Consider the following 21,703-nt stretch of genomic DNA (forward strand, 5'->3'; position numbering starts at 1 on the left):
CCGCGGCGGCATACCGGCCGGTATGGTGAGGCGCCGTCGCAGCCGTACCGTCCCCGGGAGGGACCGATGAGCCGTACCGCACTGCGTATCTGCCCGCTCTGCGAGGCCACCTGTGGGCTCACCCTGACCATCGAGGACGGCACGGTCACCCGGGCGCGCGGCGATGCCGAGGACGTCTTCAGCCGGGGGTTCATCTGCCCCAAGGGCGCCTCGTTCGGGGAGCTGGACGGCGACCCCGACCGGCTGCGGGGACCCCTGGTGCGACGGGACGGACAGCTCCGGGAGGCATCGTGGGAGGAGGCGTTCGCCGCCGTCGCGGAGGGGTTCGGGGAGGTCCTTGGGGCCTACGGGCCGCAGGCCACCGGTGTCGTCCTCGGCAACCCCACGGTCCACACCGTCGCCGGGGCGCTCTTCGTGCCGGTGCTGCTCGGCGCCCTGCGCACCCGCAACGTCTTCACCGCGAGCACCCTCGACCAGATGCCCAAGCACGTCTCCAGCGGGCTGATGTACGGGGACGCCTTTGCCATCCCGGTGCCCGATCTGGACCGTACGGACCACCTCCTCATGTTCGGCGCCAACCCGCTGGACTCCAACGGCAGCCTCTGCACCGCCCCCGACTTCCCCGGCCGGCTGCGCGCCCTGCGGCGGCGCGGCGGCAAGCTGGTGGTGATCGATCCGCGGCGTACCCGCACCGCCAAGCTGGCCGACCGTCACGTGGCGATCCGGCCCGGCACGGACGCGCTGCTGCTGTTCGCGATGGTGTCGGTGCTGTTCGACGAGGGGCTGGTGGCCCCCGGGGCGCTCGGCGCGCACCTCAGCGGCATCGAGGAGGTCAAGGAGCTGGCCGCGGGCTTCACCCCGGAGGCCGTGGCCGAGGCCTGTGACGTACCCGCGGAGGAGATCCGCGTCCTCGCCCGGGAATTCGCCGCCGCGCCCCGGGCCGTGGCGTACGGGCGCGTCGGCTCCAGCACGGTCGAGTTCGGCACGCTCACCAACTGGCTGATCGACGTTCTGGGCGCCCTCACCGGGAACCTCGACCGGCCCGGCGGCATGATGTTCCCGCTCTCCGCGACCGGCGGGTGGAAGCGCCCGGCGGCGCCCGGGAAGGGGTTCGCGCTCGGCCGCTGGCACAGCAGGGTCAGCGGCCACCCCGAGGCGAAGGGCGAGCTGCCCGCCGTCGCGCTCGCCGAGGAGATCGAGACGCCGGGCGAGGAGCGGATACGGGCGGTGCTGGCGATCGCGGGGAACCCCGTGCTGTCCGCGCCGGACGGCGACCGGCTCGACCGGGCCCTGGCCGGGCTCGACTTCATGGTCAGCGTCGACCCGTACCTCAACGAGACCTCACGCCACGCCCATGTCGTGCTGCCGCCGCCCCCGCCCAGCCAGAGCCCGCACTTCGACTACGCCTTCAACGGCTTCGCCGTCCGCAACCAGGTCCGCTACACCCGCCCCGCGGTCCCGCTCGACCCGGACCGGATGTGCGAGACCGAGATCCTGGCCCGGCTGGTGCTGTGCCTGAGCGGGCAGCACGGCGCCGACCCGGCGACCGTCGACGACATGGCGATCGGCATGACGCTCGGCAAGGCCGTCGCCGACCCCACCGCCCCGGTGTACGGGCGCGACGCCGCCGAACTCGCCGCCGGGCTGACCGGGCTCACCGGCGCCGAACGGCGGCTGGACATGATGCTGCGCCTCGGCCCGTACGGCGAGGGCTTCGGCGCCGACCCCGACGGCCTCACCCTGGAGAAGGTGCTCGCCCATCCGCACGGCATCGACCTCGGACCGCTGAGCCCCCGCATCCCCGGGCTGCTGAAGACCCGCAGCGGCACGGTGGAGCTGTGCCCGGAGCCGATCGCCGCCGATGTGGCGCGGCTGCGCGGGGCGCTGGCCGCGCGGCCCGACGAGCTGCTCCTGGTCGGCCGCCGCCATCTGCGCTCCAACAACAGCTGGATGCACAACGTCCCGGCGCTGATGGGCGGCAGCAACCGCTGCACGCTCCAGGTGCACCCGGACGACGCGGCGCGGCTCGGGCTGGCCGACGGCGGGCTCGCCCGGGTCACCGGCGACGGGGGCGAGCTGGAGGTGCCGGTGGAGGTGACGGACGCGGTGCGCACCGGAGTGGTGAGCCTGCCGCACGGCTGGGGCCATGCCCGCCCCGGCACCCGGCTCGCCGTCGCGGGGGCCGATCCGGGGGTCAACGTCAATCAGCTCATCGACGGCTCCCGGCTGGACCCGCTCTCGGGAACGGCGGTGCTCAACGGGTGCCCGGTGCGGGTGACGGCCCTTCCGCTCACGGTCACCGCAGCCGCCCTAGGGGATTGACCTGGGGTTTTGCGCTTATTGCTCACGCGTCAAGACCTTGTTAACGCCAAGTTGCGCCACCTAACGTCGCCCCGACCGCCAAATCTGGGGGAGTTCAAAGGCGAACGTGAGGTAGCCACATGCTGACAATCCTCGGTTTCGTCATGATCGCAACATTCCTGGTTCTGATCATGATGAAGAAGATGTCCCCGATGGGGGCACTGGTGCTCATCCCGGCGCTGTTCTGCGTCCTTGTCGGGAAGGGGGCGCACCTCGGTGATTACGTCATCGATGGCATCGGGGAGCTGGCACCCACCGCCGCGATGCTGTTCTTCGCGATCATCTACTTCGGGGTGATGATCGACGTCGGTCTCTTCGACCCGATCGTCCGCGTCATCCTGCGGTTCTGCAAGGCGGACCCGATGCGGGTCGTGGTCGGCACCGCGGTGCTCGCGGCGATCGTCTCGCTCGACGGCGACGGCTCCACCACCTTCATGATCACGGTGTCGGCCATGGTGCCGCTCTACCGGAAGCTGAAGATGAGCCTGGTCGTGATGACCGGTGTCGCCGCGATGGCCAACGGTGTCATGAACACGCTCCCCTGGGGTGGCCCCACCGCCCGCGCAGCCGCCGCGCTCAAGGTCGACGCGAGCGACATCTTCGTCCCGATGATCCCCGCCCTCGCGGTCGGTCTGCTCTTCGTCTTCGCCCTCTCGTACGGCCTCGGACTGCGCGAGCGCAAGCGCCTCGGCGTGCTGACCCTCGACGAGGTCACCGAGGGCGACCCGGAGACGGTGCTCGTCGGCGCGGGTGCCGGAGCCGAGGGCGGCAAGGGCCAGGGCATCAGCCTGGGCAAGCGCACCGGCGGCGCCGGCGGCGGTACGGACGCCGAGGCCCCCGCGGGCGGCCCGGCCGGGGACGACGGCGAGTTCAAGGGCCTCGACCCGAACCGCGCCACCCTGCGTCCCAAGCTCTACTGGTTCAACGCGGCGCTCACCGTCGCCCTGCTGGCCCTGATGATCACCGAGACGCTGGACATCCCGGTCCTCTTCCTGCTGGCCGCCGCCATCGCGCTCACGGTCAACTTCCCGCGCATGGCCGACCAGAAGGAGCGGGTCGCCGCCCACGCCGAGAACGTCGTCAACGTCTCCGGCATGGTCTTCGCCGCCGCCGTCTTCACCGGTGTCCTCACCGGCACCGGCATGGTCGAGAACATGGCCCGCTGGGTCGTCGACGGCGTCCCCGACGCCATGGGTCCGCAGATGGGCCTGATCACCGGTCTGCTGTCGATCCCGTTCACCTACTTCATGTCCAACGACGGGTTCTACTTCGGCATCGTGCCGATCCTCGCCGAGGCGGGCCACACCCACGGCGTCTCCGCGCTGGAGATCGCCCGCGCCTCGCTCGTCGGACAGGCCCTGCACATGTCGAGCCCGCTGGTCCCCGCCGTGTACGTGCTCGTCGGTATGGCCAAGGTCGAATTCGGCGACCACACCCGGTTCACGGTGAAGTGGGCGGTGCTCACCTCCCTGGTGGTGCTGGCGGCCGGAATCGCGTTCGGCATCATCTGACCCGTGACGACTTCGGAGCCCGGTAGGGGCTGGCTGCTGCGCCTGGTCATCGCTTTCTCCTTCGCACAGGGGGCGGTGAGCATGGCGAGACCGGCCGTCTCCTACCGGGCTCTCGCGCTGGGCGCCGACGCCCGCGCGGTCGGTGTGATCGCTGGCATCTACGCGCTGCTGCCGCTGTTCGCCGCCGTACCGCTCGGGCGGCGCACCGACCACGGTCGGTGCGCCCCGCTGCTGCCGGTCGGCGTGGTGCTCATCGCCGCCGGGTGCGGGCTCAGCGGTACGGCGGGCTCGCTGCCCGAAATGGCCGCGTGGAGCGGGGTGATGGGACTTGGCCATCTGTCATTCGTCATCGGTGCGCAGTCACTCGTCGCCCGGCAGAGCCCCCCGGCCGACCAGGACCGCAACTTCGGCCACTTCACCGTCGGCGCCTCGCTCGGCCAGCTCATCGGACCCATCGCCGCCGGACAGCTGGTCTCCGGCCACGACGGCGCGCTGGCTCGCACCAGCGCCGCCGCGCTCTTCGTCGCCGCCGCCGTCGCGGCCTGTTCGGTCACCTCGCTGTGGCGGATCGAGCACCGCCCGGCCGGGGGGCGCGTGGAGAAGCCCGCCGAAGCGGCATCCGCCCGGCGGGTGCCGGTGTTCGGCATCCTGCGCACCCGCGGGGTCGCCTCCGGCATCTTCATCAGCCTCGCCGTGCTCTCCGCCACCGACATCCTCACCGCCTATCTGCCCGTCGTCGGCGAACAGCGCGCCATCTCGCCCGCCGTCGTCGGCCTGCTGCTCAGCCTGCGCGCCGCCGCCACCGTCGCCTGCCGCCTGGTGATGACCCCGATGATCCGGCTGATGGGCCGGACCGTGCTGATGGCCGTCAGCTGTCTGGGCGCCGGGCTGCTGTGCGCGGCCGTCGCCCTGCCGCTGCCCGCCTGGGCGCTCGGCGTGCTGCTCGCCGCGCTCGGCTTCTGCCTCGGCGTCGGCCAGCCGCTGTCCATGAGCACCGTCGTCCAGGCCGCGCCCGACGAGGCGCGCAGCACCGCCCTCGCGCTGCGGCTCACCGGCAACCGCCTCGGCCAGGTCGCCGCGCCCGCCTCGGCCGGACTGCTCGCCGGGCTCGCGGGCACCGCCGCCCCCTTCGTCATGCTCGGCGTGCTGCTGCTGGGCTCGGCGGCGATAGCCGTACGGCCCCTGAGGTGCGCCGCCGACACGGCGGTCCCTCCGGCCGTTCCGGACGCGCGCACACCCCCGCGCGCGGCTGAGGAGGAACGCAGCGCGGTTTCGGGGAGGTGCGGGCCGGGGGAGGAAACATCGGCCCGCACCGACCCCGAGGAGCCCACACCATGACCCGCGCCGCCGTCCTCCCCGCCCTCGGCACGCCGCTCCGCGTCCAGGACATCGAGATCCCCGACCCCGGACCGGGACGGGTGCGGGTGCGGCTCGCCGCGGCCGGGGTGTGCCACTCGGATCTGTCGCTGTCCAACGGAACGCTCCGCCAGCCCGTCCCCGCCGTCCTCGGCCACGAGGGCTCGGGCACCGTGACGGCGGTCGGCGACGGCGTGACGGGGGTCGCCCCGGGCGACGCCGTCGTCCTCAACTGGGCCCCGTCCTGCGGGAGATGCCACTACTGCGGGCTCGGCGAGCCGTGGCTGTGCGCCAAGGCCGGGGACGCCGCGGCACTGCCGTACGCCACGCTGACCGCCGACGGCAGCGCGCTGTACCCGGGTCTCGGCACGGCCGCGTTCGCCGAGGAGACCGTCGTACCGGCGCACGCCGTGCTCCCGCTGCCGGACGGCGTACCGCTCACCGACGGCGCCCTGCTCGGGTGCGCGGTGCTCACCGGGTACGGCGCCGTCCACCACAGCGCCCAGGTACGGCCCGGCGAGTCCGTCGCCGTCTTCGGCATCGGCGGGGTCGGCCTGGCCGTGCTCCAGGCGGCGCGCCTCGCGGGGGCCGGGACGATCGTCGCGGTGGACGTATCACCGGGCAAGGAGGAACTGGCCCGCGCGGCGGGCGCGACCGAGTTCGTCCTCACCGGCGACGGCACCGGCACCGGCGACCCGGCGAAGCGGATCCGCGCGCTCACCGGCGGCCACGGCGCCGACGCCGCCATCGAATGCGTCGGCCGCGCCGACACCATCCGCGCCGCCTGGTCCGCCACCCGCCGCGGCGGCCGGACGACCGTCGTCGGCATCGGCGGCAAGGACCAGCAGGTCACCTTCTCGGCGCTGGAACTGTTCTACTTCGGCCGCACCCTCTCCGGCTGCGTCTACGGCAACAGCGACCCCGCCCGCGACCTCCCCGTCCTCGCCGAGCACATCCGCGCGGGACGGCTCGACCCGTCGGCGCTGGTGACCGAGCGCATCGGCCTGGACGGCATCCCGGCGGCCTTCGACGCGATGCTCGCGGGACGCGGAGGGCGGGCCCTCGTGGTTTTCTAGGGGCCTTCCAGGTGTGCTCCAGGTGTGCTCTGGGCGTTCCCGTCCGCCACCATGGCCAGCCACGGCCGGTACGCGTCCCCGAACGGTTCGGCGCCACCCACGACCGCCTCCATCAGCCACCGCCCCGCCGCCTCGGCCTGCGCGATGACGTCCGCCGGATACCCGTACCGCACCTGGTGCTCCGCGAACTCGTCCTCGTCCACCAGCAGCGTCGCCCCGTCGGCCCGCTTCCGGAGCACGTCCAGATCGAGGTCGACCATGGTGACCTCCTCCGGGGAGACCCACTCCACCGGAGTGGTGATGTCGCAGTACACCTCGGTCGAGCGCGGCGGCGCGTTGAACACCGCGGTCCACCACGTCCCGCGCGGGAAGAGGACCACATACGCGCACTCGGTGGGCACGTCGGGGCCGTACCCCTTGCGCGTCACCGAGTGGGGAGGCAGCCCCAGCCAGACCCCGTGCTCGTCCTCGCCCAGCCTGCGCATGCGCATGTTCCAGTGCAGAGTGCCGTCGTACTTCCGGTAGTTGACCTGGACCAAAGACGTCATGGGGTGGATCCTAGCCCTCGGCCGGAGACGTGTCCTAAGCGCTTGCTCACCCTCCGTGTAGGGTGTCCGCCATGGACGTGGAGCGGAAGAACGCCGGGGGCCGGGCCGAGGCGTGGGGAGACATTACGCCGGACGCGGCCCGGCGGCTGGTGAGCGCCGCCGTGCACGCCTTCGCCGAGCGGGGCTATCACGCCACCACCACGCGGGACATCGCCGGGCGCGCCGGAATGAGCCCGGCCGCCCTCTACATCCACTACAAGACCAAGGAAGAGCTGCTCTACCAGATCAGCAAGGTCGGCCACCGGCTCGCGCTGGACATCCTGGAGGAGGCGCGGGACGGGGAAGGGACCCCCGCCGAGCGGCTGGCCACCGCGGTGCGGGGCTTCGTGCGGTGGCACGCCGAGCACCATATGACCGCGCGCGTGGTGCAGTACGAGCTGGGCGCGCTCGGGGAGGAGCACCACGCCGAGGTCATCGCCATGCGCCGGGCCACGGACGCGGCGGTGCGCTCGATCATCGAGGACGGGGTGCGGGCGGGCGCCTTCGACGTGCCGGACGTGCGGGGCACCACGGTCGCGGTGCTGTCGCTGTGCATCGATGTCGCCCGCTGGTTCAACGCGCGGGGGCGCAGCACCCCCGACGAGGTCGGTGACCTCTACGCCGGGCTGGTGCTGCGCATGGTCGGCGCGGACGGCGCGGGCACTCCCTAGCGGGCTGCTAGAGGTAGTAGCGGGCCACCGTTTCCGCCACGCAGGCGGGCTTGGTGCTGCCCTCGCGCTCGATGGTGATCGTGAGCGTCAGTTGGAGTCCGTCCTTCACCTCGGCCACCTCGGCGATGCGGCCCGTGGCGCGCAGGCGGGAGCCGACCGGGACGGGGGAGGGGAAGCGGACCTTGTTCGTGCCGTAGTTGACGCCCATCCGTACGCCTTCGACCCCCAGCAGCTGCGGGGTGAAGAGCGGCACGAGGGACAGGGTCAGATAGCCGTGCGCGATGGTCGTGCCGAAGGGGCCCGCGGCGGCCTTCTCGGGATCGACGTGGATCCACTGGTGGTCGCCGGTCGCCTCGGCGAACAGGTCGATCCGCTTCTGGTCGATCTCCAGCCAGTCGCTGGGGCCGAGTTCCTCGCCGACCGCGGCGCGCAGTTCCTCGGGCGAGGTGAAGATCCTGGGCTCTGCCATGTGTGGTGCCTCCCGGGCGACTGGCGATGCGGCTAAGCGACTGCTCAGCATGCTCGGGTGACCTGGCTCCTGTCAACGCTTCCGGCCACGCGCCCTCCGCGTGGCCTCGGTGTTCGGGGCGCCCCTCGACTTCCGGGGCGCGCCCGCCGGGCACCGGCGAGCGCGCCCCCGGCCCGGGGCCGGGCGGCCTCAGGCCGCCGCGTACCGCGTCACCGTCGCGCGGGCGGCGCGCCGGGAGGCCGTCAGTGCCTCGGTGGTGAGCAGCGGAACCGGCACCACGATGCCGCAGTCCTCGCAGACCGGTCCGGCCACGGGGTAGCGGTCCAGGTCCTCCCGCCAGACCAGCCGTTCCTGGGCGCAGACCGGGCAGGCCGATCCCGGGCCCGCCTCCATGGCCACGATCAGCCGCCGCAGGACGTCGGCGAGGCGGCCGTCGGGATGGATCGAGGGAGATTCGCACGGCATGATGTCGCAGCCGCCCCAGGTGTGCAGGTGCCAGTCGTCGACGGCACTGGGCTGGCGGATGCCGTGGTGTTTCTCCAGCCTGCGCCGGGCGGCGAAGTCCGCCTCGTACGCGAGCCACAGGGTGCGGGCCTCCTCGAGTTCTTCGAGTGCCGTGATCAAACGTGTGGGGTCAGGCTGACGGTCCTCCGGGGTGATCCCGGTCCTGGCGCACAGATGGTGCCAGGTCGCCCGGTGCCCGTACGGCGCGAACCGTTCCAGGCATTTGCGCAGCGAGGTGCGCCGGGCGGTGACGTGTCTGCGTGGATTGCGAACCTCTCGTGCGAGTGCTCTGAAACCGGCCACTTCTTACCACCTCCGCGTTGTGCGGACCCGACTCGTTGTCGAATGGACGTAACGCAGCGCGATCCGGATCCACGTGTTTCCAAAAAGTCGAGAAGCAATCCGCGGAAAGAAGTTGACGGCCGCTCATCTTCCGGGGTTGTTGTACCGCCGGTAACCTCCCCCTCAACTGCATCCGGGAGGAGCGGATATGCGTTTCAGAACCGGCAAGCTCACCCGTGTCGCGGTCGCCGCGGCCGCGGTGTTGGCGCTCGGCGCCACGTTCGCGGCCCCGCTGCCGCAAGAGGCCCAGGCGGCGCCCGCCGCCCGGGCAGCCACCGACTACTGCGGCGGACAGTGCTCCGACATCCTGCCGCCCGGCGCGACCGGCAACGCGACACTGGCCGACATCCTCGCCAACCGGGTGTTCGGCACCCGCCCCGCACACAGCGCCGACCAGCTCGGACCGTACAACGACCTGGCCCAGGGCTATCCCACGCTCACCGACGACAAGCTGAACACCTTCTTCAACGACTCCTCGTTCGGGGTCCCGGCGGACCAGGTCGAGTCGGTCACCAAGCCCCGCAACGACGTCACGATCACCCGGGACAAGAAGACCGGCGTCCCCCACATCCAGGGCACCACCCGCGAGGGCACCGAGTTCGGCGCCGGATACGCCGCCGCCCAGGACCGGCTGTGGCTGATGGACCTCTTCCGCCATGTGGGACGCGGCGAGCTGACCTCCTTCGCCGGGGGAGCCGCCTCCAACCAGGGCCTGGAACAGGACTTCTTCCGCCAGGCGCCCTACACCGAGGCCGACTATCAGGCGCAGATCGACTACATCCTGGCCACCGGCGGCGAGCGCGGGAAGCAGGCGCTGGCGGATGCCCAGGCGTACGTCGACGGGATCAACGCCTACGCCAAGAAGGCGAAGGACGGCCGTTACTTCCCCGGCGAGTACGTGCTCACCGGGCACGTCGACGCGATCACCAACGCCGGTGAGATCCAGCCGTTCAAGCTCACCGACCTGATAGCCCTGGCCTCCGTCGTCGGCGCGCTCTTCGGCAACGGCGGGGGCGGCGAGGTGGAGGGCGCGCTGTCGCTGCTCGCCGCCCAGCAGAAGTACGGCCTCGAAGAGGGCAGCAAGGTGTGGGAGTCCTTCCGGCAGCGCAACGACCCCGAGGCCGTGCTGACCGTCCGCGACCGCGCCTTCCCGTACGCGGACAAGCCCGCTTCACCCAAGGGCACCGCCATGCCCGACCGCGGCTCCGTCAGCGCCGAACAGCTCGTGTACGACCGCGAGGGCAGCGCCACCCCGGCCAAGGCCGGGGACCGCACCACGGTCAAGGCGCCCGCCAAGCTCGACAAGCTGCGCGGCATCTACGACGACGGGGTGCTGCCCCGCGACCTGTTCAGCCGCAAGAAGGGCATGTCCAACGCGCTCGTCGTTTCCGGCAAGTACACCGCCGGCGGCCACCCGGTCGCCGTCTTCGGCCCGCAGACCGGCTACTTCGCCCCGCAGCTGCTGATGCTCCAGGAGCTCCAGGGCCCCGGGATCAGCGCCCGCGGCGCGTCCTTCGCGGGCGTCGGCATGTACGTCCAGCTCGGGCGCGGCCAGGACTACGCGTGGAGCGCCACCACCTCCGCCCAGGACGTCACCGACACCTACGCGGTCGAGCTGTGCTCACCGGACGGCTCCGCCCCGTCCAAGGACGCGACGTACTACCGCTACCACGGCGACTGCCTGCCCATGGACAAGCTGGAGCGGCGCAACGCCTGGAAGCCCACCGTCGCCGACTCCACCGCCGCGGGCTCCTACCGGATGCAGGTGTACCGCACCAAGTACGGCCTCGTGACCCATCGCGCCACGGTCGGCGGCAATCCGGTCGCCTACACCTCGCTGCGTGCCACCTACCGGCACGAGGCCGACTCGATCATCGGCTTCCAGATGCTCAACGACCCGGGCTACGTGACCGACGCGAAGTCCTTCCAGAGCGCCGCCCAGCACATCAACTACACCTTCAACTGGTTCTACGCCGACTCCCGGCAGGCCGCCTACTACAACAGCGGGCTCAACATGCGGCGCGCCGACGGCGTCGACCCGTCGCTGCCCGTCAAGGCCGAGCGGGCGTACGAGTGGCGGGACTTCGACCCGGCGGTCAACACCGCCGCGTACACCCCGCCCGCCGAACACCCCCAGTCCATCGACCAGGATTACTACATCAGCTGGAACAACAAGCTCGCCAAGGACTACGGCGCCGCGGGCTTCGGCAACGGCTCCGTGCACCGCGGCAACCTCCTCGACGACCGGGTGCGCGCCCTGGTCAAGAAGGGCGGGGTGACCCGCGCCGCGCTCACCCGGGCGATGGCCGAGGCCGCCGTCACCGATCTGCGCGGCGAGGACGTGCTGCCGGAGCTGCTGAAGGTGCTGCGCAGCAAGCCGATCGACGACCCGGCGCTCGCCACCGCAGTACAGCGGCTGGAGTCCTGGCAGGCGGCGGGCTCACAGCGCCGCGAGACCAGCGGCGGATCGAAGACCTACGGTCACGCGGACGCCGTGCGCATCATGGACGCGTGGTGGCCGCTGCTGGTCGAGGCCGAGTTCAAGCCGGGCCTCGGCGGCGAGCTGTACGACGCGCTGCGCACCAACCTGAGCGTGGACGAAGCGCCCTCGGCGGGCCACGGGCCGACCGGTTCGCACGCCGGGTCGTCCTTCCAGTACGGCTGGTGGTCCTACGTCGACAAGGACCTGCGCGCGGTGCTCGGCGAGGACGTCAAGGGGCCGCTCGCCAAGCGGTACTGCGGCGGCGGCGAGCTGAGCGCCTGCCGTGACGCCCTGCTGAGCAGCCTCAAGCAGGCCGCCGCCAAGCCCGCCACCGAGGTCTACCCCGGCGACGAGAACTGCGCCGCGGGCGACCAGTGGTGCGCGGACTCCATCATCCAGCGCACGGTCGGCGGACTGACCCACGACAAGATCAGCTGGCAGAACCGGCCCACCTTCCAGCAAGTGGTGGAGTTCGCACGCCACCGCTGAGCGCGCGGTTCCGGTATTTCCCGTTGTTTCCGTCGTGAATTCCGGAATATCCCCGCAGGGCCCGGCAGGGAAATGCGTTGCACTATGCTCGGAAACGTCAGGGCGCGTTTTCTTGTACGGGGGAGCAGAAGACCGGAATGTCCTCAAGTGATCGGTGGCAGTACCCCGCGGCGCTGCTGGACACGACGATGGATCAACTCCGCACACTGCTCGCGGTCCACGAGACCGGTACGGCGCTGGGCGCCGCCCGGCTGCTGGGTCGCGAGCAGTCCAGCGTGCAAAAGCAGCTCGACACGATGAACCGGAACTTCGGCACCCTGTGCGGAGAACCGCTCGTCCTCAAACGCGGCCGCAGCCGGAATGTGCTCTTCACCGCCACCGGCGAGAGCCTCGCCGAACTCGCCCGCGGCACGCTTCGCGGATGGCAGGAGGAACTGCGCGACTGCCGCCGCCGGCTCGGCGGCCGGCTGGCCGTCGGCTCCACCCGCTACACCCTCGGCTTTCTGCTGAATGCCGTGGAACTGGTCACCGAGGACTTCGAGAGCCGCGGCGTCGAGCTGAAGGTCGAGCACGTCCGCACCAGGGATCTGCTCGACCGGCTCGGCTCCAAGGAACTCGACCTGGTCTGCGGCAGCGTTCTGGCCGACGGCAGCCGGAACCGCGGGCTCGACGGCTTCGAGGTCATGGAGTGGCGGCGCAGCGGCCTGTCCCTGGTCACCAACCTCGGCGCCGACGAACTGCCCGGCCCTTCCGTCGCAGTGAGCGCCCTGCCCGGGGTGCCGCTCGCGGTCTCCGCCGACGGCCTCATCCCCGGCTTCCTGCGCGGCTGGTTCGGCGGCCGCTACCGCCACGAGCTGCACATAGCGGCCGAGATCGACACCGTGCAGTACGGCCTCGAACTGCTCTCCTCGGGCGTGCTGCGCGGCGCGGTGCTCGTCACCCAGGGGATCGGCGACGCGGTCGCCGACGGGCGGCTGCGGACCGGTGCCGGGCTGCGCACGCTGGAGCTGGCCGATGACATCGCGCCCGAACTGGACGTGCTCGTAGGGGTCTTCGTACGGGCCGGGGAGCGCGCCGCGCAGGACGACGACCATCCGCTCAACGTGCTGTGGAACGCCCTCGCGGGGGAGAACGCCCGCTGGCGCCGCGTCATCGGCGACCAGCGCCCCGGGGGCCCGCGCGCCCGATAGCCGCCCGCCCGGTCGGCGAAACGTCATCAACCGGTCAGTCCCGCGCCCTCTTCCCTTCAACATACCGACTGGTTAGTCTGCCGTTGCGGCCGGGCCGATCCGGGCCGACGGCCGCGCCGCATCCGAGGAGCGTCTCATCGTGGATACCGTGCGTGGAGCGCGAGTTGTCGTCACCGGGGCGGGAGGCGGCATCGGCGCCGCCCTGGCCCGCCGCTTCGCCGCCGAGGGCGCCCGGGTCGTGGTCAACGACCTCGACGCGGCCGGGGCGGAGGCCGTCGCCGCCGAGATCGGCGGCACCGCCGTCCCCGGCGACGCCTCCGGGGTGGTGCCCGCCGCCCGGGACGCGCTCGGCGGGGGCATCGACATCTTCTGCGCCAACGCGGGCGTCGGCCACGGCGGCGGCCCCGAGGCCGACGAGGCGCTGTGGGCCGAGGCCTGGGACGTCAACGTGATGGCCCACGTCCGGGCCGCCCGCGCGCTGCTGCCCGACTGGCTGGAGCGCGGCGAGGGCCGGTTCGTGTCCACGGTGTCCGCCGCCGGGCTGCTCACCATGGTCGGCTCGGCGCCGTACAGCGTCTCCAAGCACGCCGCGCTCGCCTTCGCCGAATGGCTTGTCGCCACCTACCGCCACCGCGGCGTCCAGGTGCACGCCGTGTGCCCGCAGGGCGTGCGCACCACCATGCTGGAGGACAGCGGAACCGCCGGAGACCTGGTGCTCCTGCCCACCGCCATCGAACCGGAAGAGGTCGCCGAGGCCGTGCTGAAGGGCATCGCCGAGAATCGGTTCCTGATTCTGCCGCACCCCGAGGTGGCCGGGTACTACGCCACCCGCGCCACCGACACCGAGCGGTGGCTGCGGGGCATGAACCGCGTGCAGCGCACCCTGGAAGAGACCGAGGAGAGGTCACCGCGATGACGTCGTACCAGGACCAGCCCTGGCTCGCTACGCTCAACGACAAGCAGCGCGAGCCGATCACCCCGCGGCCGAGCGTGCTGCACGCCTTCCGGGAGGCCGTGCGCGACGCCCCGGACCACCCCGCGCTTCGCTACTTCGACGGCCGGGTCACCTACCGGGAGCTGGACGAGCTGTCGGACGGGCTGGCGGGCCACCTCGCCGGGCGCGGCTTCGCCCCCGGCGACCGGCTCGCGATCATGCTCCAGAACACCCCGCACTTCGTGATCGCGCTGCTCGGCGCGTGGAAGGCGGGCGCCGCGGTGGTCCCGGTCAACCCCATGTACAAGGGCGGCGAACTCACCCACATCCTCACCGACGCCGAGGTCACCGCGCTGGTCTGCGCCCGCACCGGCTGGGAGGCGTACATACGGGAGACGGCCGCGGACACCCCGGTGCGCATCGCGCTCACCGCCGACGCGTACGACTTCCAGACCCGGAACGACGAGCGGGTGCTGCGCGACGAGCGCATCCCGGTCCCCGAGGACACCGACGACCTCCTCTCGGCCGCCCGCGCCGGTGCCCGGCCGCCCGCGGTCCATGAGCCCGCGCCCGGCGACATCGCGCTGATCAGCTATACGTCCGGCACCAGCGGCACCCCCAAGGGCGCCATCAACACCCACGTCAACGTCTCCTACAACGCTGACCGGCAGCACCTCCTCCACGAGCTGCCCCCGGGCTCGGTGATCTTCGCGCTGGCGCCGCTGTTCCACATCACCGGCATGGTCTGCGAACTGGGCGCGAGCCTCGCCGGGGCCGGGACGCTCGCGCTGGCGTACCGCTTCGAGACCGGTGTCGTCCTGGACGCGTTCGCCGAACACCGTCCCGCGTACACCGTCGGCCCCTCCACCGCCTTCATGGCGCTGATGGCCCATCCGCAGGCGACCCGCGACCACTTCTCGTCCTTCCGCATCATCTCCTCCGGCGGCGCCCCGCTGCCGCCCGCGCTGGTCGAGCGGTTCGAGACGACCCTCGGCCCGTATATCCACAACGGCTACGGGCTCACCGAGTGCACCGCCCCCTGCGCCAGCGTCCCGCCCGGTGTGCGGGCCCCCGTCGACCCGGTCTCCGGCACCCTGGCGGTCGGCGTGCCCGGCGCGGACACCGTCGTACGGATCGCCGGGGACGACGGGAAGGACCTGCCGTTCGGCGAGCCCGGCGAGATCGTGGTGAGCGGCCCCATGGTCGTCCCCGGCTACTGGCGCCGCCCCGACGCCACCGAGGCCGGGATGCCCGGCGGCGAACTGCGCACCGGGGACATCGGCTTCATGGACGAGGACGGCTGGCTGTACGTCGTCGACCGCAAGAAGGACATGATCAACGCCTCCGGGTTCAAGGTGTGGCCGCGCGAGGTCGAGGACGTGCTCTACACTCACCCAGCCGTCCGCGAGGCGGCCGTCGTCGGCAAGCCGCACCCCTACCGGGGCGAAACGGTCAAGGCGTACGTGAGTCTGCGGCCCGGGGCCGAGGTCACGCCGGACGAGCTGGCCGCCTATTGTGCGGACCGGCTCGCCGCGTACAAGTACCCGCGGGAGGTCGACATCCTGCCCGACCTCCCGAAGACGACCAGTGGCAAGATCCTCCGACGAGAACTGCGAGGATGAGAACGGAAGAGAAGCGGGTGGCGACCATGGCCAGAACGACGAACGGCGACGGACAGCCGGTGCCGCGGCGGCTGCTGGCCGCTGCCACCCGCCTCTTCGCGGAGCGCGGGTTCGACCGGACGTCCGTCCAGGAGATCGTCGAGGCGGCGGGGGTCACCAAGGGAGCCCTGTACCACTACTTCGGCTCCAAGGACGATCTGCTCCACGAGATCTACGGCCGGGTGCTCCGCCTCCAGCAGGAACGGCTCGACTCCTTCGCGGACGCGGACGCTCCCGTAGAGCAGCGGCTGCGGGGGGCGGCGGCCGACGTCGTCGTGACCACCATCGAGAACCTCGACGACACCACGATCTTCTTCCGGTCGATGCACCATCTGAGCCCGGAGAAGTACAAGCAGGTGCGGGCCGAGCGGCGCCGCTACCACGAGCGGTTCCGCGCGCTCGTGGAGGAGGGCCAGCGGACCGGGGTGTTCAGCGCCCACACCCCGGCGGACCTGGTGGTCGACTACCACTTCGGCTCCGTGCACCACCTGGGCACCTGGTACCGCCCCGGCGGCTCCCTGGCCCCCCAACAAGTGGCCGACCACCTGGCCGACCTCCTGCTGCGAGCGCTGCGGCCGTGACACCCGGGGCTCCGCCCCGGACCCCGGTCCTCAAACGCCGGACGGGCTGGAAGATCCAGCCCGTCCAGGGGGGCACCTCCCAGCGTTAGCTGGGGGAGCTTGAGGACACACGCCCGGAGGGCGTGCGGGGTCCGGGGCGGAGCCCCGGTTACGGGAAGGGGCGGGGCTGGGGAAAGACGCCCCGCGCCCGTATCCCTACTGGTACCGCTTCAGCTCACGCCGCGCCAGTGACCGCTGATGCACCTCGTCCGGCCCGTCGGCCAGCCGCAGTGTCCGCGCCGCGGCCCACAGCTCGGCCAGCGGGAAGTCCTGGCTGACCCCGCCCGCGCCGTGCAACTGCACCGCCTGGTCCAGGATCCCCACCACCGTCCGCGGCGTGGCGATCTTGATGGCCTGGATCTCGGTGTGCGCCTCCCGGTTGCCCACCGTGTCCATCATCCAGGCCGTCTTCAGCACCAGCAGCCGCAGCTGCTCGACCGCCACCCGGGCGTCCGCGATCCACTCGTGGACCTGGCCCTGCTGGGCGAGCGCCTTGCCGAACGCCTGCCGGGCCACCGCCCGGCGGCACATCAGCTCGATGCCCCGCTCGGCCATGCCGATCAGCCGCATGCAGTGGTGGATGCGGCCGGGGCCCAACCGGGCCTGGGCGATGGCGAAGCCGCCGCCCTCCTCGCCGATGAGGTTCGTGGCCGGGACCCGGGCCCGGTCGAAGACGACCTCGGCGTGGCCGCCGTGGTAGTGGTCCTCGTAGCCGTAGACCTGCATCGCCCGCCGCACCTCGACGCCGGGCGTATCGCGCGGCACCAGCACCATGGACTGCTGGCGGCGCACATCCGCGCCCTCGGGGTCCGTCTTGCCCATCACGATGAAGATCTTGCAGTCGGGGTTCATCGCCCCGGAGATGTACCACTTGCGCCCGGTGATGACGTAGTCGTCGCCGTCCCGCTCGATCCGGGTCTCGATGTTGGTCGCGTCGGACGAGGCCACCTCGGGCTCGGTCATCGCGAAGGCCGACCGGATCTCGCCCGCGAGCAGCGGCTCCAGCCACTGCTCGCGCTGCTGCTCGCTGCCGAACTGGGTGAGCACCTCCATGTTCCCGGTGTCCGGCGCGGCGCAGTTGAGGGCGGTGGGGGCGAGCTGGGGGCTGCGGCCGGTGATCTCGGCGAGCGGCGCGTACTGGAGGTTGGTGAGCCCCGCGCCGTACGCGGAGTCGGGCAGGAACAGGTTCCACAGCCCCTGCTTGCGGGCCTCGGCCTTCAGTTCCTCCACGACGGTCGGCGTGTCCCAGGGCGAGTCGAGCTTGGCGCGCTGCCCGGCCACGATCGCCTCGGCCGGGTAGACGTGCTCGTCCATGAAGGTCAGCAGCTTGGCGCGGAGTTCTTCGGTGCGGGCGTCGAATGCGAAGTCCATCAGGTGTCTCAGCTCTCCTGGAGGGTGGTGAGGCCGTTGTCGATGAAGGCCGGGACGATCGCGCCGATGCGGTCGAAGCCCGCGCCCAGGGTCTGTCCGAGGGTGAAGCGGTAGTGGATGCCCTCCAAGATCACCGCGAGCTTGAAGTAGGCGAAGGCGGTGTACCAGGCGATGCCGCTGACGTCCCGGCCCGAGCCCTCCGCGTACCGCTGGACCAGCTCGTCCGTCCCCGGGTGGCCGGGGGCGCCCTGGGTGGAGGAGATGGGCGCGTCGTCGAGGGTGGGATGTTCGCTGTACATCACGATCAGGCCGAGGTCGGTCAGCGGATCGCCGAGCGTGGACATCTCCCAGTCGAGGATCGCCTTGATCCGGTCGTCGGCGCCCACGAGGACGTTGTCCAGGCGGTAGTCGCCGTGCACCACGGTGGGCGCGGGGGAGGCGGGCAGCGCCTTGGCGAGCCGGGCGTGCAGCTCGTCGATGCCCGGCAGCTCACGGCTGCGCGAGGCCTCCAGCTGCTTGCCCCAGCGCCGCAGCTGCCGCTCCAGGAAGCCCTCCGGCCGCCCGAAGTCGCCGAGCCCGACCCCGGCGGGATCGACGGAGTGCAGCGCGACGAGCGTGTCCACCAGGGACAGCACCACGCCCCGGGTGCGCTCCGGCCCGATGGCGGCCAGCTGCTCGGCCGTACGGTACGGAGTGCCCTCCACGTGTTCCATGACGTAGAACGGCGCCCCGGCCACCTCCTCGTCCTCGCACAGCAGCACCGGCTCCGGCACCGGCACGCTGGTCGGGTGCAGCGCGCTGATCACCCGGTGCTCGCGCCGCATGTCATGGGCGGTGGCCAGTACGTGACCCAGCGGCGGGCGGCGGACCACCCAGCGGGAGGTGCCGTCGGTGACGGCGTAGGTGAGGTTCGACCGGCCGCCCTCGATCAGCTCCGCACTCAGCTCGCCGCCCACCAGCCCCGGCCGTTCGCGGTCGAGATGGGCGCGGAGCCGCGTCAGGTCGAGTCCTGGCGGATTGGCTGCGTTCATCGAGTCTCTTCTTCCGTGGGAGGCGGGCGGACGGTTCCTGTCGCTCATTCCATGTCCACCTCATGATGCCGACCAGTCGGTATGTAGTCCAGTGTCCGGCCGTCACCGGTTCCCTCCCGGCGCCGCTCGGCGCGCTCCTGGGCCTCCACGACCGCGTCGCCGTGCTCGATGCCCCAGGCGCCCAGCGCCTCGACCGGGCCCAGCAGGGTCCGGCCCAGGGCCGTCAGCCCGTATTCGACGCGCGGCGGCGCCTCCGCGTACCGGTGGCGCTCCACGAGCCCGTCGTCCTCCAGACGGCGCAGCGTCTCGTTGAGCACCTTGGCGCTGATGCCGCCGATCGCCGCGCGCAGCTCGCCGGGGCGGCGCGGCCCCTCGCGCAGCCCGAAGAGCACCACGGCGGTCCAGGTGCCGGTCAGCAGGTCGAAGCCGATCCGGGCCCGGCAGTCGGCGATGAACCGGCCGGTGGGCGAGGGGTGCGGGGGTGTCGTCGTCACTCATGCCTCCTGGGGGCGGGCGTCCGTACCCGCCGTCCTAGCGGATCCGTAGGACACCTGGAGGTGTGCAACGGAATTCCTAGTGTCCTCATCCGGCAGGCGGCATACGCCGCTTCGGATACGACGAGGAGGCCGCGCGATGCGGATCGGAGTGCTGGGCACGGGAACCATGGCCGAGGGGCTGGCGGGGCAGTGGGCGCGGGCGGGCCACACGGTGTTCATCGGCGGCCGCACCCCCGCCACCGCCCAGGCCCTGGCCGAACGGATCGGCCACGGCGCACGGGCCGGATCGCTGCGCGAGGCCGCCGGGTTCGGAGCGGCGACGCTGCTCGCCGTCGCGTACGAAGGGGTGGCGGCCACCCTGGAGGCGGCGGGCGCGGGGGAGGGGACGCTGGGCGGCCGGGCGCTGATCGACTGCACCAATGCTCTCGTCCCCGGCCGGTTCGTCCTCGCCACCGACGGCGGCCCGGGAGTGGCCGAGCGGATCGCCGCGCAGGCGGTGGGGGCGCACGTGGTGAAGGGGTTCAACCTGTGCGCGGACTCGGTGTGGCGGATGACCCCGCCGGTCTTTGCCGACGGCCCGCTCGCGGTGCCGCTGTGCGGGGACGACGAGGGCGCGCTGGAGGCCGTACGGACCCTCGTGCGCGACATGGGCTGCGTACCGCTGGACGGCGGGCCCCTGGAGCGGGCCCGCCACCTGGAGTCGACGGCCGCGTTCCTGCTCGGCTTCTGGTTCGCGGGGGCGGAGCCGCGGGCCGCGCTGCCCCCGGCGGCGGCCCAGCTCCCCCACCGCGTCGCCGACTGATCCCGCCCGGGCTGGATTTGCGGTGCCGGTTCCCGAGCAGGAGCGTCGTAGGGGGAACCCGGGGGGGAGGCCACCACCGTCACCAGGAACCGCAAGGAGCAGCCACCATGAAGGCCATCAGCTACCGCCGCTACGGAGGCCCCGAGGTCCTCGAATTCGGCGAGGTCCGGGACCCCAAGGTCGGGCCCGACTCGGTGCTGGTCAGGGTCAAGGCCGCCGCCGTGAACCCCGTCGACTGGAAGGCGCAGGCGGGCTATCTCGACCCCGTCCTGGACGCCGTCTTCCCGGTCATCCCGGGCTGGGACGTCGCCGGGGTGGTGGAGCAGACCGGACCGGCGGTGACCGGGTTCCAGCCCGGGGACGAGGTGATCGGGTACGTCCGCGAGGATTTCCTGTCCCGCGGCACGTGCGCCGAGTACGTGGCCGCGCCGCTGCGCACGCTCGCCCGCAAGCCGCGGAACCTCTCCTTCGAGCAGGCCGCGGGCATCCCGCTCGCCGGGCTGACGGCCTACCAGACGCTGGTCGGCGCGCTGCGCGTCGGCGAGGGCGACACGGTGCTGGTGCACGCGGCCGCCGGGGGCGTCGGCTCGACGGCGGTGCAGCTGGCCCGGCACCTGGGCGCCCGCGTCATCGGGACCGCCGGTGAGCACAACCACGACTATCTGCGGACGCTGGGCGCCGAGCCGACCGTGTACGGGGAGGGGCTGGCCGAGCGGGTGCGGACGCTCGCGCCCGACGGGGTGCAGGCCGCGTTCGACCTGGTCGGCGGCGACGCCCTCACCGCCTCCACGGAGGTGCTGGCGCCCGGCGGCCGGCTGGCGTCCATCGCGGACCCCGCGGTCCTCGGCCTCGGCGGCGCCTATGTCTTCGTCCGCCCCGACCCCACCGACCTCCAGGACCTGACCGACCTCGCCGAGCGCGGCGCGCTGGGGGTCGAGGTGTCGGCGACGTACCCGCTGGAGCGGACGGCGGAGGCGCAGCAGCGCAACGCGGAGGGCCACACCCGCGGCAAGATCGTCATCACGGTCGACTGACCGAGTCGCAGAAAATCAGCGCAGCATCGCCGCGCCGCACACCGCCGCGCCCATCACGCAGCCCACCGCGGCCACCGCCGCGCGCGGGGTCAGGAGGGGCGGGCGCGGGGCGTGCAGGTGGCGGATGCGGTGGTGGGCCACGGCCACGAAGGCCAGCCAGGACAGGACGACCAGCGACAGGGCGAGCACCGGGAGCGGGCCGCCGCCCGCGTGCAGGGTCTGCCGCCCGGCGAGCGAGGCGGCCACGGCGCAGGCCAGCGTCGTACGCCGCCACGCCAGCCGGGTGCGCTCCGGCTGGAGCCCGGGGTCGCGCACCGGCTCGGTCACCCGCCCCACCCCACGGCGACGACGATCACCATCAGCAGCGCGACCACCCCGACGGCCAGTCCCAGCATCACCGGGAAGCGCGACACCGGCAGGTCCTCGCCGCGCCGCATGGCCCGCTCGCAGCGGATCCAGTGGTTGATGGCGCGCAGAGCGCACACCGCGCCGCCCGCGAGCAGGGTGAGCGCGAGGGCCAGCCGGAGCGGCCGCCCGGTGTCCGGCAGGAACTGGTCGACCGCGAAACCGCCGCCCACCAGGGCCATCGCGGTGCGCAGCCAGGCCAGGAAGGTGCGCTCGTTGGCGAGCGAGAAGCGGTAGTCGGGGGTGTCGCCCTCCTCGCGGAGCCGCTCGGGCGCGAACCACAGCCGGACGCTCGCCATGGCGTCCGCGA

20 protein-coding genes are annotated in these 21,703 nt (G+C 72.3%); 12 read left to right on the top strand and 8 right to left on the bottom strand.

The annotated features are described in order from the left end of the window. The first annotated feature begins 66 nt into the window (after positions 1–66). The 4 genes from LCH29_RS06195 (at position 67) to LCH29_RS06210 (ending at position 6,304) form a co-directional block, all read left to right on the top strand. A complete protein-coding gene (locus tag LCH29_RS06195) occupies positions 67–2,322 on the top strand; it encodes a molybdopterin oxidoreductase family protein (protein ID WP_446460666.1) in 2,256 nt (751 codons plus the stop codon). Positions 2,323–2,441: 119 nt separating this feature from the next. Further along, a complete protein-coding gene (locus LCH29_RS06200) occupies positions 2,442–3,872 on the top strand; it encodes a CitMHS family transporter (RefSeq protein WP_446460667.1) in 1,431 nt (476 codons plus the stop codon). A 3-nt stretch (positions 3,873–3,875) separates the two neighbouring features. Then, complete coding sequence (locus LCH29_RS06205) at positions 3,876–5,210, top strand: MFS transporter (RefSeq protein WP_446460668.1); 1,335 nt, start codon at positions 3,876–3,878, stop codon at positions 5,208–5,210. Then, positions 5,207–6,304: a Zn-dependent alcohol dehydrogenase gene (locus tag LCH29_RS06210; protein WP_446460669.1), complete on the top strand. Its 1,098-nt coding sequence runs from the start codon at positions 5,207–5,209 to the stop codon at positions 6,302–6,304. Before LCH29_RS06205 ends, LCH29_RS06210 begins: the two co-directional genes overlap by 4 nt. Here the strand turns inward: LCH29_RS06210 and LCH29_RS06215 are convergent. Further along, the gene (locus LCH29_RS06215; RefSeq protein WP_446460670.1) at positions 6,301–6,852 is read right to left on the bottom strand and encodes a DUF402 domain-containing protein; all 552 of its coding nucleotides are present in this window, start codon (positions 6,850–6,852) and stop codon (positions 6,301–6,303) included. The genes LCH29_RS06210 and LCH29_RS06215 overlap by 4 nt on opposite strands. A 71-nt stretch (positions 6,853–6,923) precedes the next feature. Here LCH29_RS06215 and LCH29_RS06220 point away from each other — a divergent pair, with 71 nt between their 5' ends. Beyond that, the gene (locus LCH29_RS06220; RefSeq protein WP_446460671.1) at positions 6,924–7,562 is read left to right on the top strand and encodes a TetR/AcrR family transcriptional regulator; all 639 of its coding nucleotides are present in this window, start codon (positions 6,924–6,926) and stop codon (positions 7,560–7,562) included. Positions 7,563–7,569: 7 nt separating this feature from the next. On the opposite strand, the gene LCH29_RS06225 is transcribed toward LCH29_RS06220, so the two are convergent. After that, positions 7,570–8,031, bottom strand: a complete 462-nt coding sequence (locus LCH29_RS06225; protein WP_446460672.1) for a MaoC family dehydratase — start codon at positions 8,029–8,031, stop codon at positions 7,570–7,572. Between the two features lie 189 nt (positions 8,032–8,220). After that, positions 8,221–8,838 (bottom strand): hypothetical protein, encoded by a 618-nt coding sequence (locus LCH29_RS06230; RefSeq protein ID WP_446460673.1) that lies wholly within the window; start codon positions 8,836–8,838, stop codon positions 8,221–8,223. Between the two features lie 187 nt (positions 8,839–9,025). Between LCH29_RS06230 and LCH29_RS06235 the strand changes: the two genes are divergently transcribed. From LCH29_RS06235 to LCH29_RS06255, 5 genes are all read left to right on the top strand, one after another. Then, positions 9,026–11,848 carry a penicillin acylase family protein gene (locus tag LCH29_RS06235; RefSeq protein ID WP_446460674.1) on the top strand — a complete coding sequence of 941 codons (2,823 nt, stop codon included), beginning with the start codon at positions 9,026–9,028 and terminating at the stop codon, positions 11,846–11,848. 137 nt (positions 11,849–11,985) lie between these two features. Continuing rightward, complete coding sequence (locus tag LCH29_RS06240; protein ID WP_446460675.1) at positions 11,986–13,038, top strand: LysR family transcriptional regulator; 1,053 nt, start codon at positions 11,986–11,988, stop codon at positions 13,036–13,038. Between the two features lie 139 nt (positions 13,039–13,177). After that, entirely contained in the window at positions 13,178–13,954 is a 777-nt protein-coding gene (locus tag LCH29_RS06245) for an SDR family oxidoreductase (protein WP_446460676.1), read from the top strand. After that, positions 13,951–15,594: a class I adenylate-forming enzyme family protein gene (locus LCH29_RS06250; RefSeq protein WP_446460677.1), complete on the top strand. Its 1,644-nt coding sequence runs from the start codon at positions 13,951–13,953 to the stop codon at positions 15,592–15,594. The genes LCH29_RS06245 and LCH29_RS06250 overlap by 4 nt, the downstream gene beginning before the upstream one ends. A gap of 26 nt (positions 15,595–15,620) precedes the next feature. Beyond that, complete coding sequence (locus tag LCH29_RS06255) at positions 15,621–16,214, top strand: TetR/AcrR family transcriptional regulator (RefSeq protein ID WP_446460678.1); 594 nt, start codon at positions 15,621–15,623, stop codon at positions 16,212–16,214. Positions 16,215–16,409: 195 nt separating this feature from the next. On the opposite strand, the gene LCH29_RS06260 is transcribed toward LCH29_RS06255, so the two are convergent. Genes LCH29_RS06260 through LCH29_RS06270 form a run of 3 tightly spaced genes read right to left on the bottom strand, consistent with a single transcriptional unit; the run spans position 16,410 to position 19,149 of the window. Next, a complete protein-coding gene (locus LCH29_RS06260; protein ID WP_446460679.1) occupies positions 16,410–17,624 on the bottom strand; it encodes an acyl-CoA dehydrogenase family protein in 1,215 nt (404 codons plus the stop codon). 8 nt (positions 17,625–17,632) lie between these two features. Next, complete coding sequence (locus tag LCH29_RS06265) at positions 17,633–18,655, bottom strand: phosphotransferase family protein (RefSeq protein WP_446460680.1); 1,023 nt, start codon at positions 18,653–18,655, stop codon at positions 17,633–17,635. A 44-nt stretch (positions 18,656–18,699) separates the two neighbouring features. Beyond that, positions 18,700–19,149: a winged helix-turn-helix transcriptional regulator gene (locus LCH29_RS06270; RefSeq protein ID WP_446460681.1), complete on the bottom strand. Its 450-nt coding sequence runs from the start codon at positions 19,147–19,149 to the stop codon at positions 18,700–18,702. Between the two features lie 139 nt (positions 19,150–19,288). Here LCH29_RS06270 and LCH29_RS06275 point away from each other — a divergent pair, with 139 nt between their 5' ends. Both LCH29_RS06275 and LCH29_RS06280 read left to right on the top strand, forming a co-directional pair. Continuing rightward, positions 19,289–19,954 carry an NADPH-dependent F420 reductase gene (locus LCH29_RS06275; RefSeq protein WP_446460682.1) on the top strand — a complete coding sequence of 222 codons (666 nt, stop codon included), beginning with the start codon at positions 19,289–19,291 and terminating at the stop codon, positions 19,952–19,954. 107 nt (positions 19,955–20,061) lie between these two features. Next, entirely contained in the window at positions 20,062–20,988 is a 927-nt protein-coding gene (locus LCH29_RS06280; RefSeq protein ID WP_446460683.1) for an NADP-dependent oxidoreductase, read from the top strand. A gap of 15 nt (positions 20,989–21,003) precedes the next feature. Here the strand turns inward: LCH29_RS06280 and LCH29_RS06285 are convergent, their stop codons facing one another. Then, positions 21,004–21,324, bottom strand: a complete 321-nt coding sequence (locus tag LCH29_RS06285) for a DUF202 domain-containing protein (protein WP_446460684.1) — start codon at positions 21,322–21,324, stop codon at positions 21,004–21,006. Further along, on the bottom strand, positions 21,312–21,692 hold the full coding sequence (locus LCH29_RS06290) for a YidH family protein (protein WP_446460784.1): 381 nt from the start codon (positions 21,690–21,692) through the stop codon (positions 21,312–21,314). The genes LCH29_RS06285 and LCH29_RS06290 overlap by 13 nt, the downstream gene beginning before the upstream one ends. Between the last annotated feature and the right edge of the window lie 11 nt (positions 21,693–21,703).

The sequence above is a fragment of the Streptomyces sp. BRA346 genome, assembly GCF_052851135.1.

Coding starts and splice junctions, on each gene's coding strand:
- LCH29_RS06195 (WP_446460666.1), top strand. CDS start 67: ATGAGCCGTACCGCACTGCGTATCTGCCCGCTCTGCGAGGCCACCTGT.
- LCH29_RS06200 (WP_446460667.1), top strand. CDS start 2,442: ATGCTGACAATCCTCGGTTTCGTCATGATCGCAACATTCCTGGTTCTG.
- LCH29_RS06210 (WP_446460669.1), top strand. CDS start 5,207: ATGACCCGCGCCGCCGTCCTCCCCGCCCTCGGCACGCCGCTCCGCGTC.
- LCH29_RS06215 (WP_446460670.1), bottom strand. CDS start 6,852: ATGACGTCTTTGGTCCAGGTCAACTACCGGAAGTACGACGGCACTCTG.
- LCH29_RS06220 (WP_446460671.1), top strand. CDS start 6,924: ATGGACGTGGAGCGGAAGAACGCCGGGGGCCGGGCCGAGGCGTGGGGA.
- LCH29_RS06225 (WP_446460672.1), bottom strand. CDS start 8,031: ATGGCAGAGCCCAGGATCTTCACCTCGCCCGAGGAACTGCGCGCCGCG.
- LCH29_RS06235 (WP_446460674.1), top strand. CDS start 9,026: ATGCGTTTCAGAACCGGCAAGCTCACCCGTGTCGCGGTCGCCGCGGCC.
- LCH29_RS06240 (WP_446460675.1), top strand. CDS start 11,986: ATGTCCTCAAGTGATCGGTGGCAGTACCCCGCGGCGCTGCTGGACACG.
- LCH29_RS06250 (WP_446460677.1), top strand. CDS start 13,951: ATGACGTCGTACCAGGACCAGCCCTGGCTCGCTACGCTCAACGACAAG.
- LCH29_RS06255 (WP_446460678.1), top strand. CDS start 15,621: ATGGCCAGAACGACGAACGGCGACGGACAGCCGGTGCCGCGGCGGCTG.
- LCH29_RS06260 (WP_446460679.1), bottom strand. CDS start 17,624: ATGGACTTCGCATTCGACGCCCGCACCGAAGAACTCCGCGCCAAGCTG.
- LCH29_RS06265 (WP_446460680.1), bottom strand. CDS start 18,655: ATGAACGCAGCCAATCCGCCAGGACTCGACCTGACGCGGCTCCGCGCC.
- LCH29_RS06275 (WP_446460682.1), top strand. CDS start 19,289: ATGCGGATCGGAGTGCTGGGCACGGGAACCATGGCCGAGGGGCTGGCG.
- LCH29_RS06280 (WP_446460683.1), top strand. CDS start 20,062: ATGAAGGCCATCAGCTACCGCCGCTACGGAGGCCCCGAGGTCCTCGAA.
- LCH29_RS06290 (WP_446460784.1), bottom strand. CDS start 21,692: ATGGCGAGCGTCCGGCTGTGGTTCGCGCCCGAGCGGCTCCGCGAGGAG.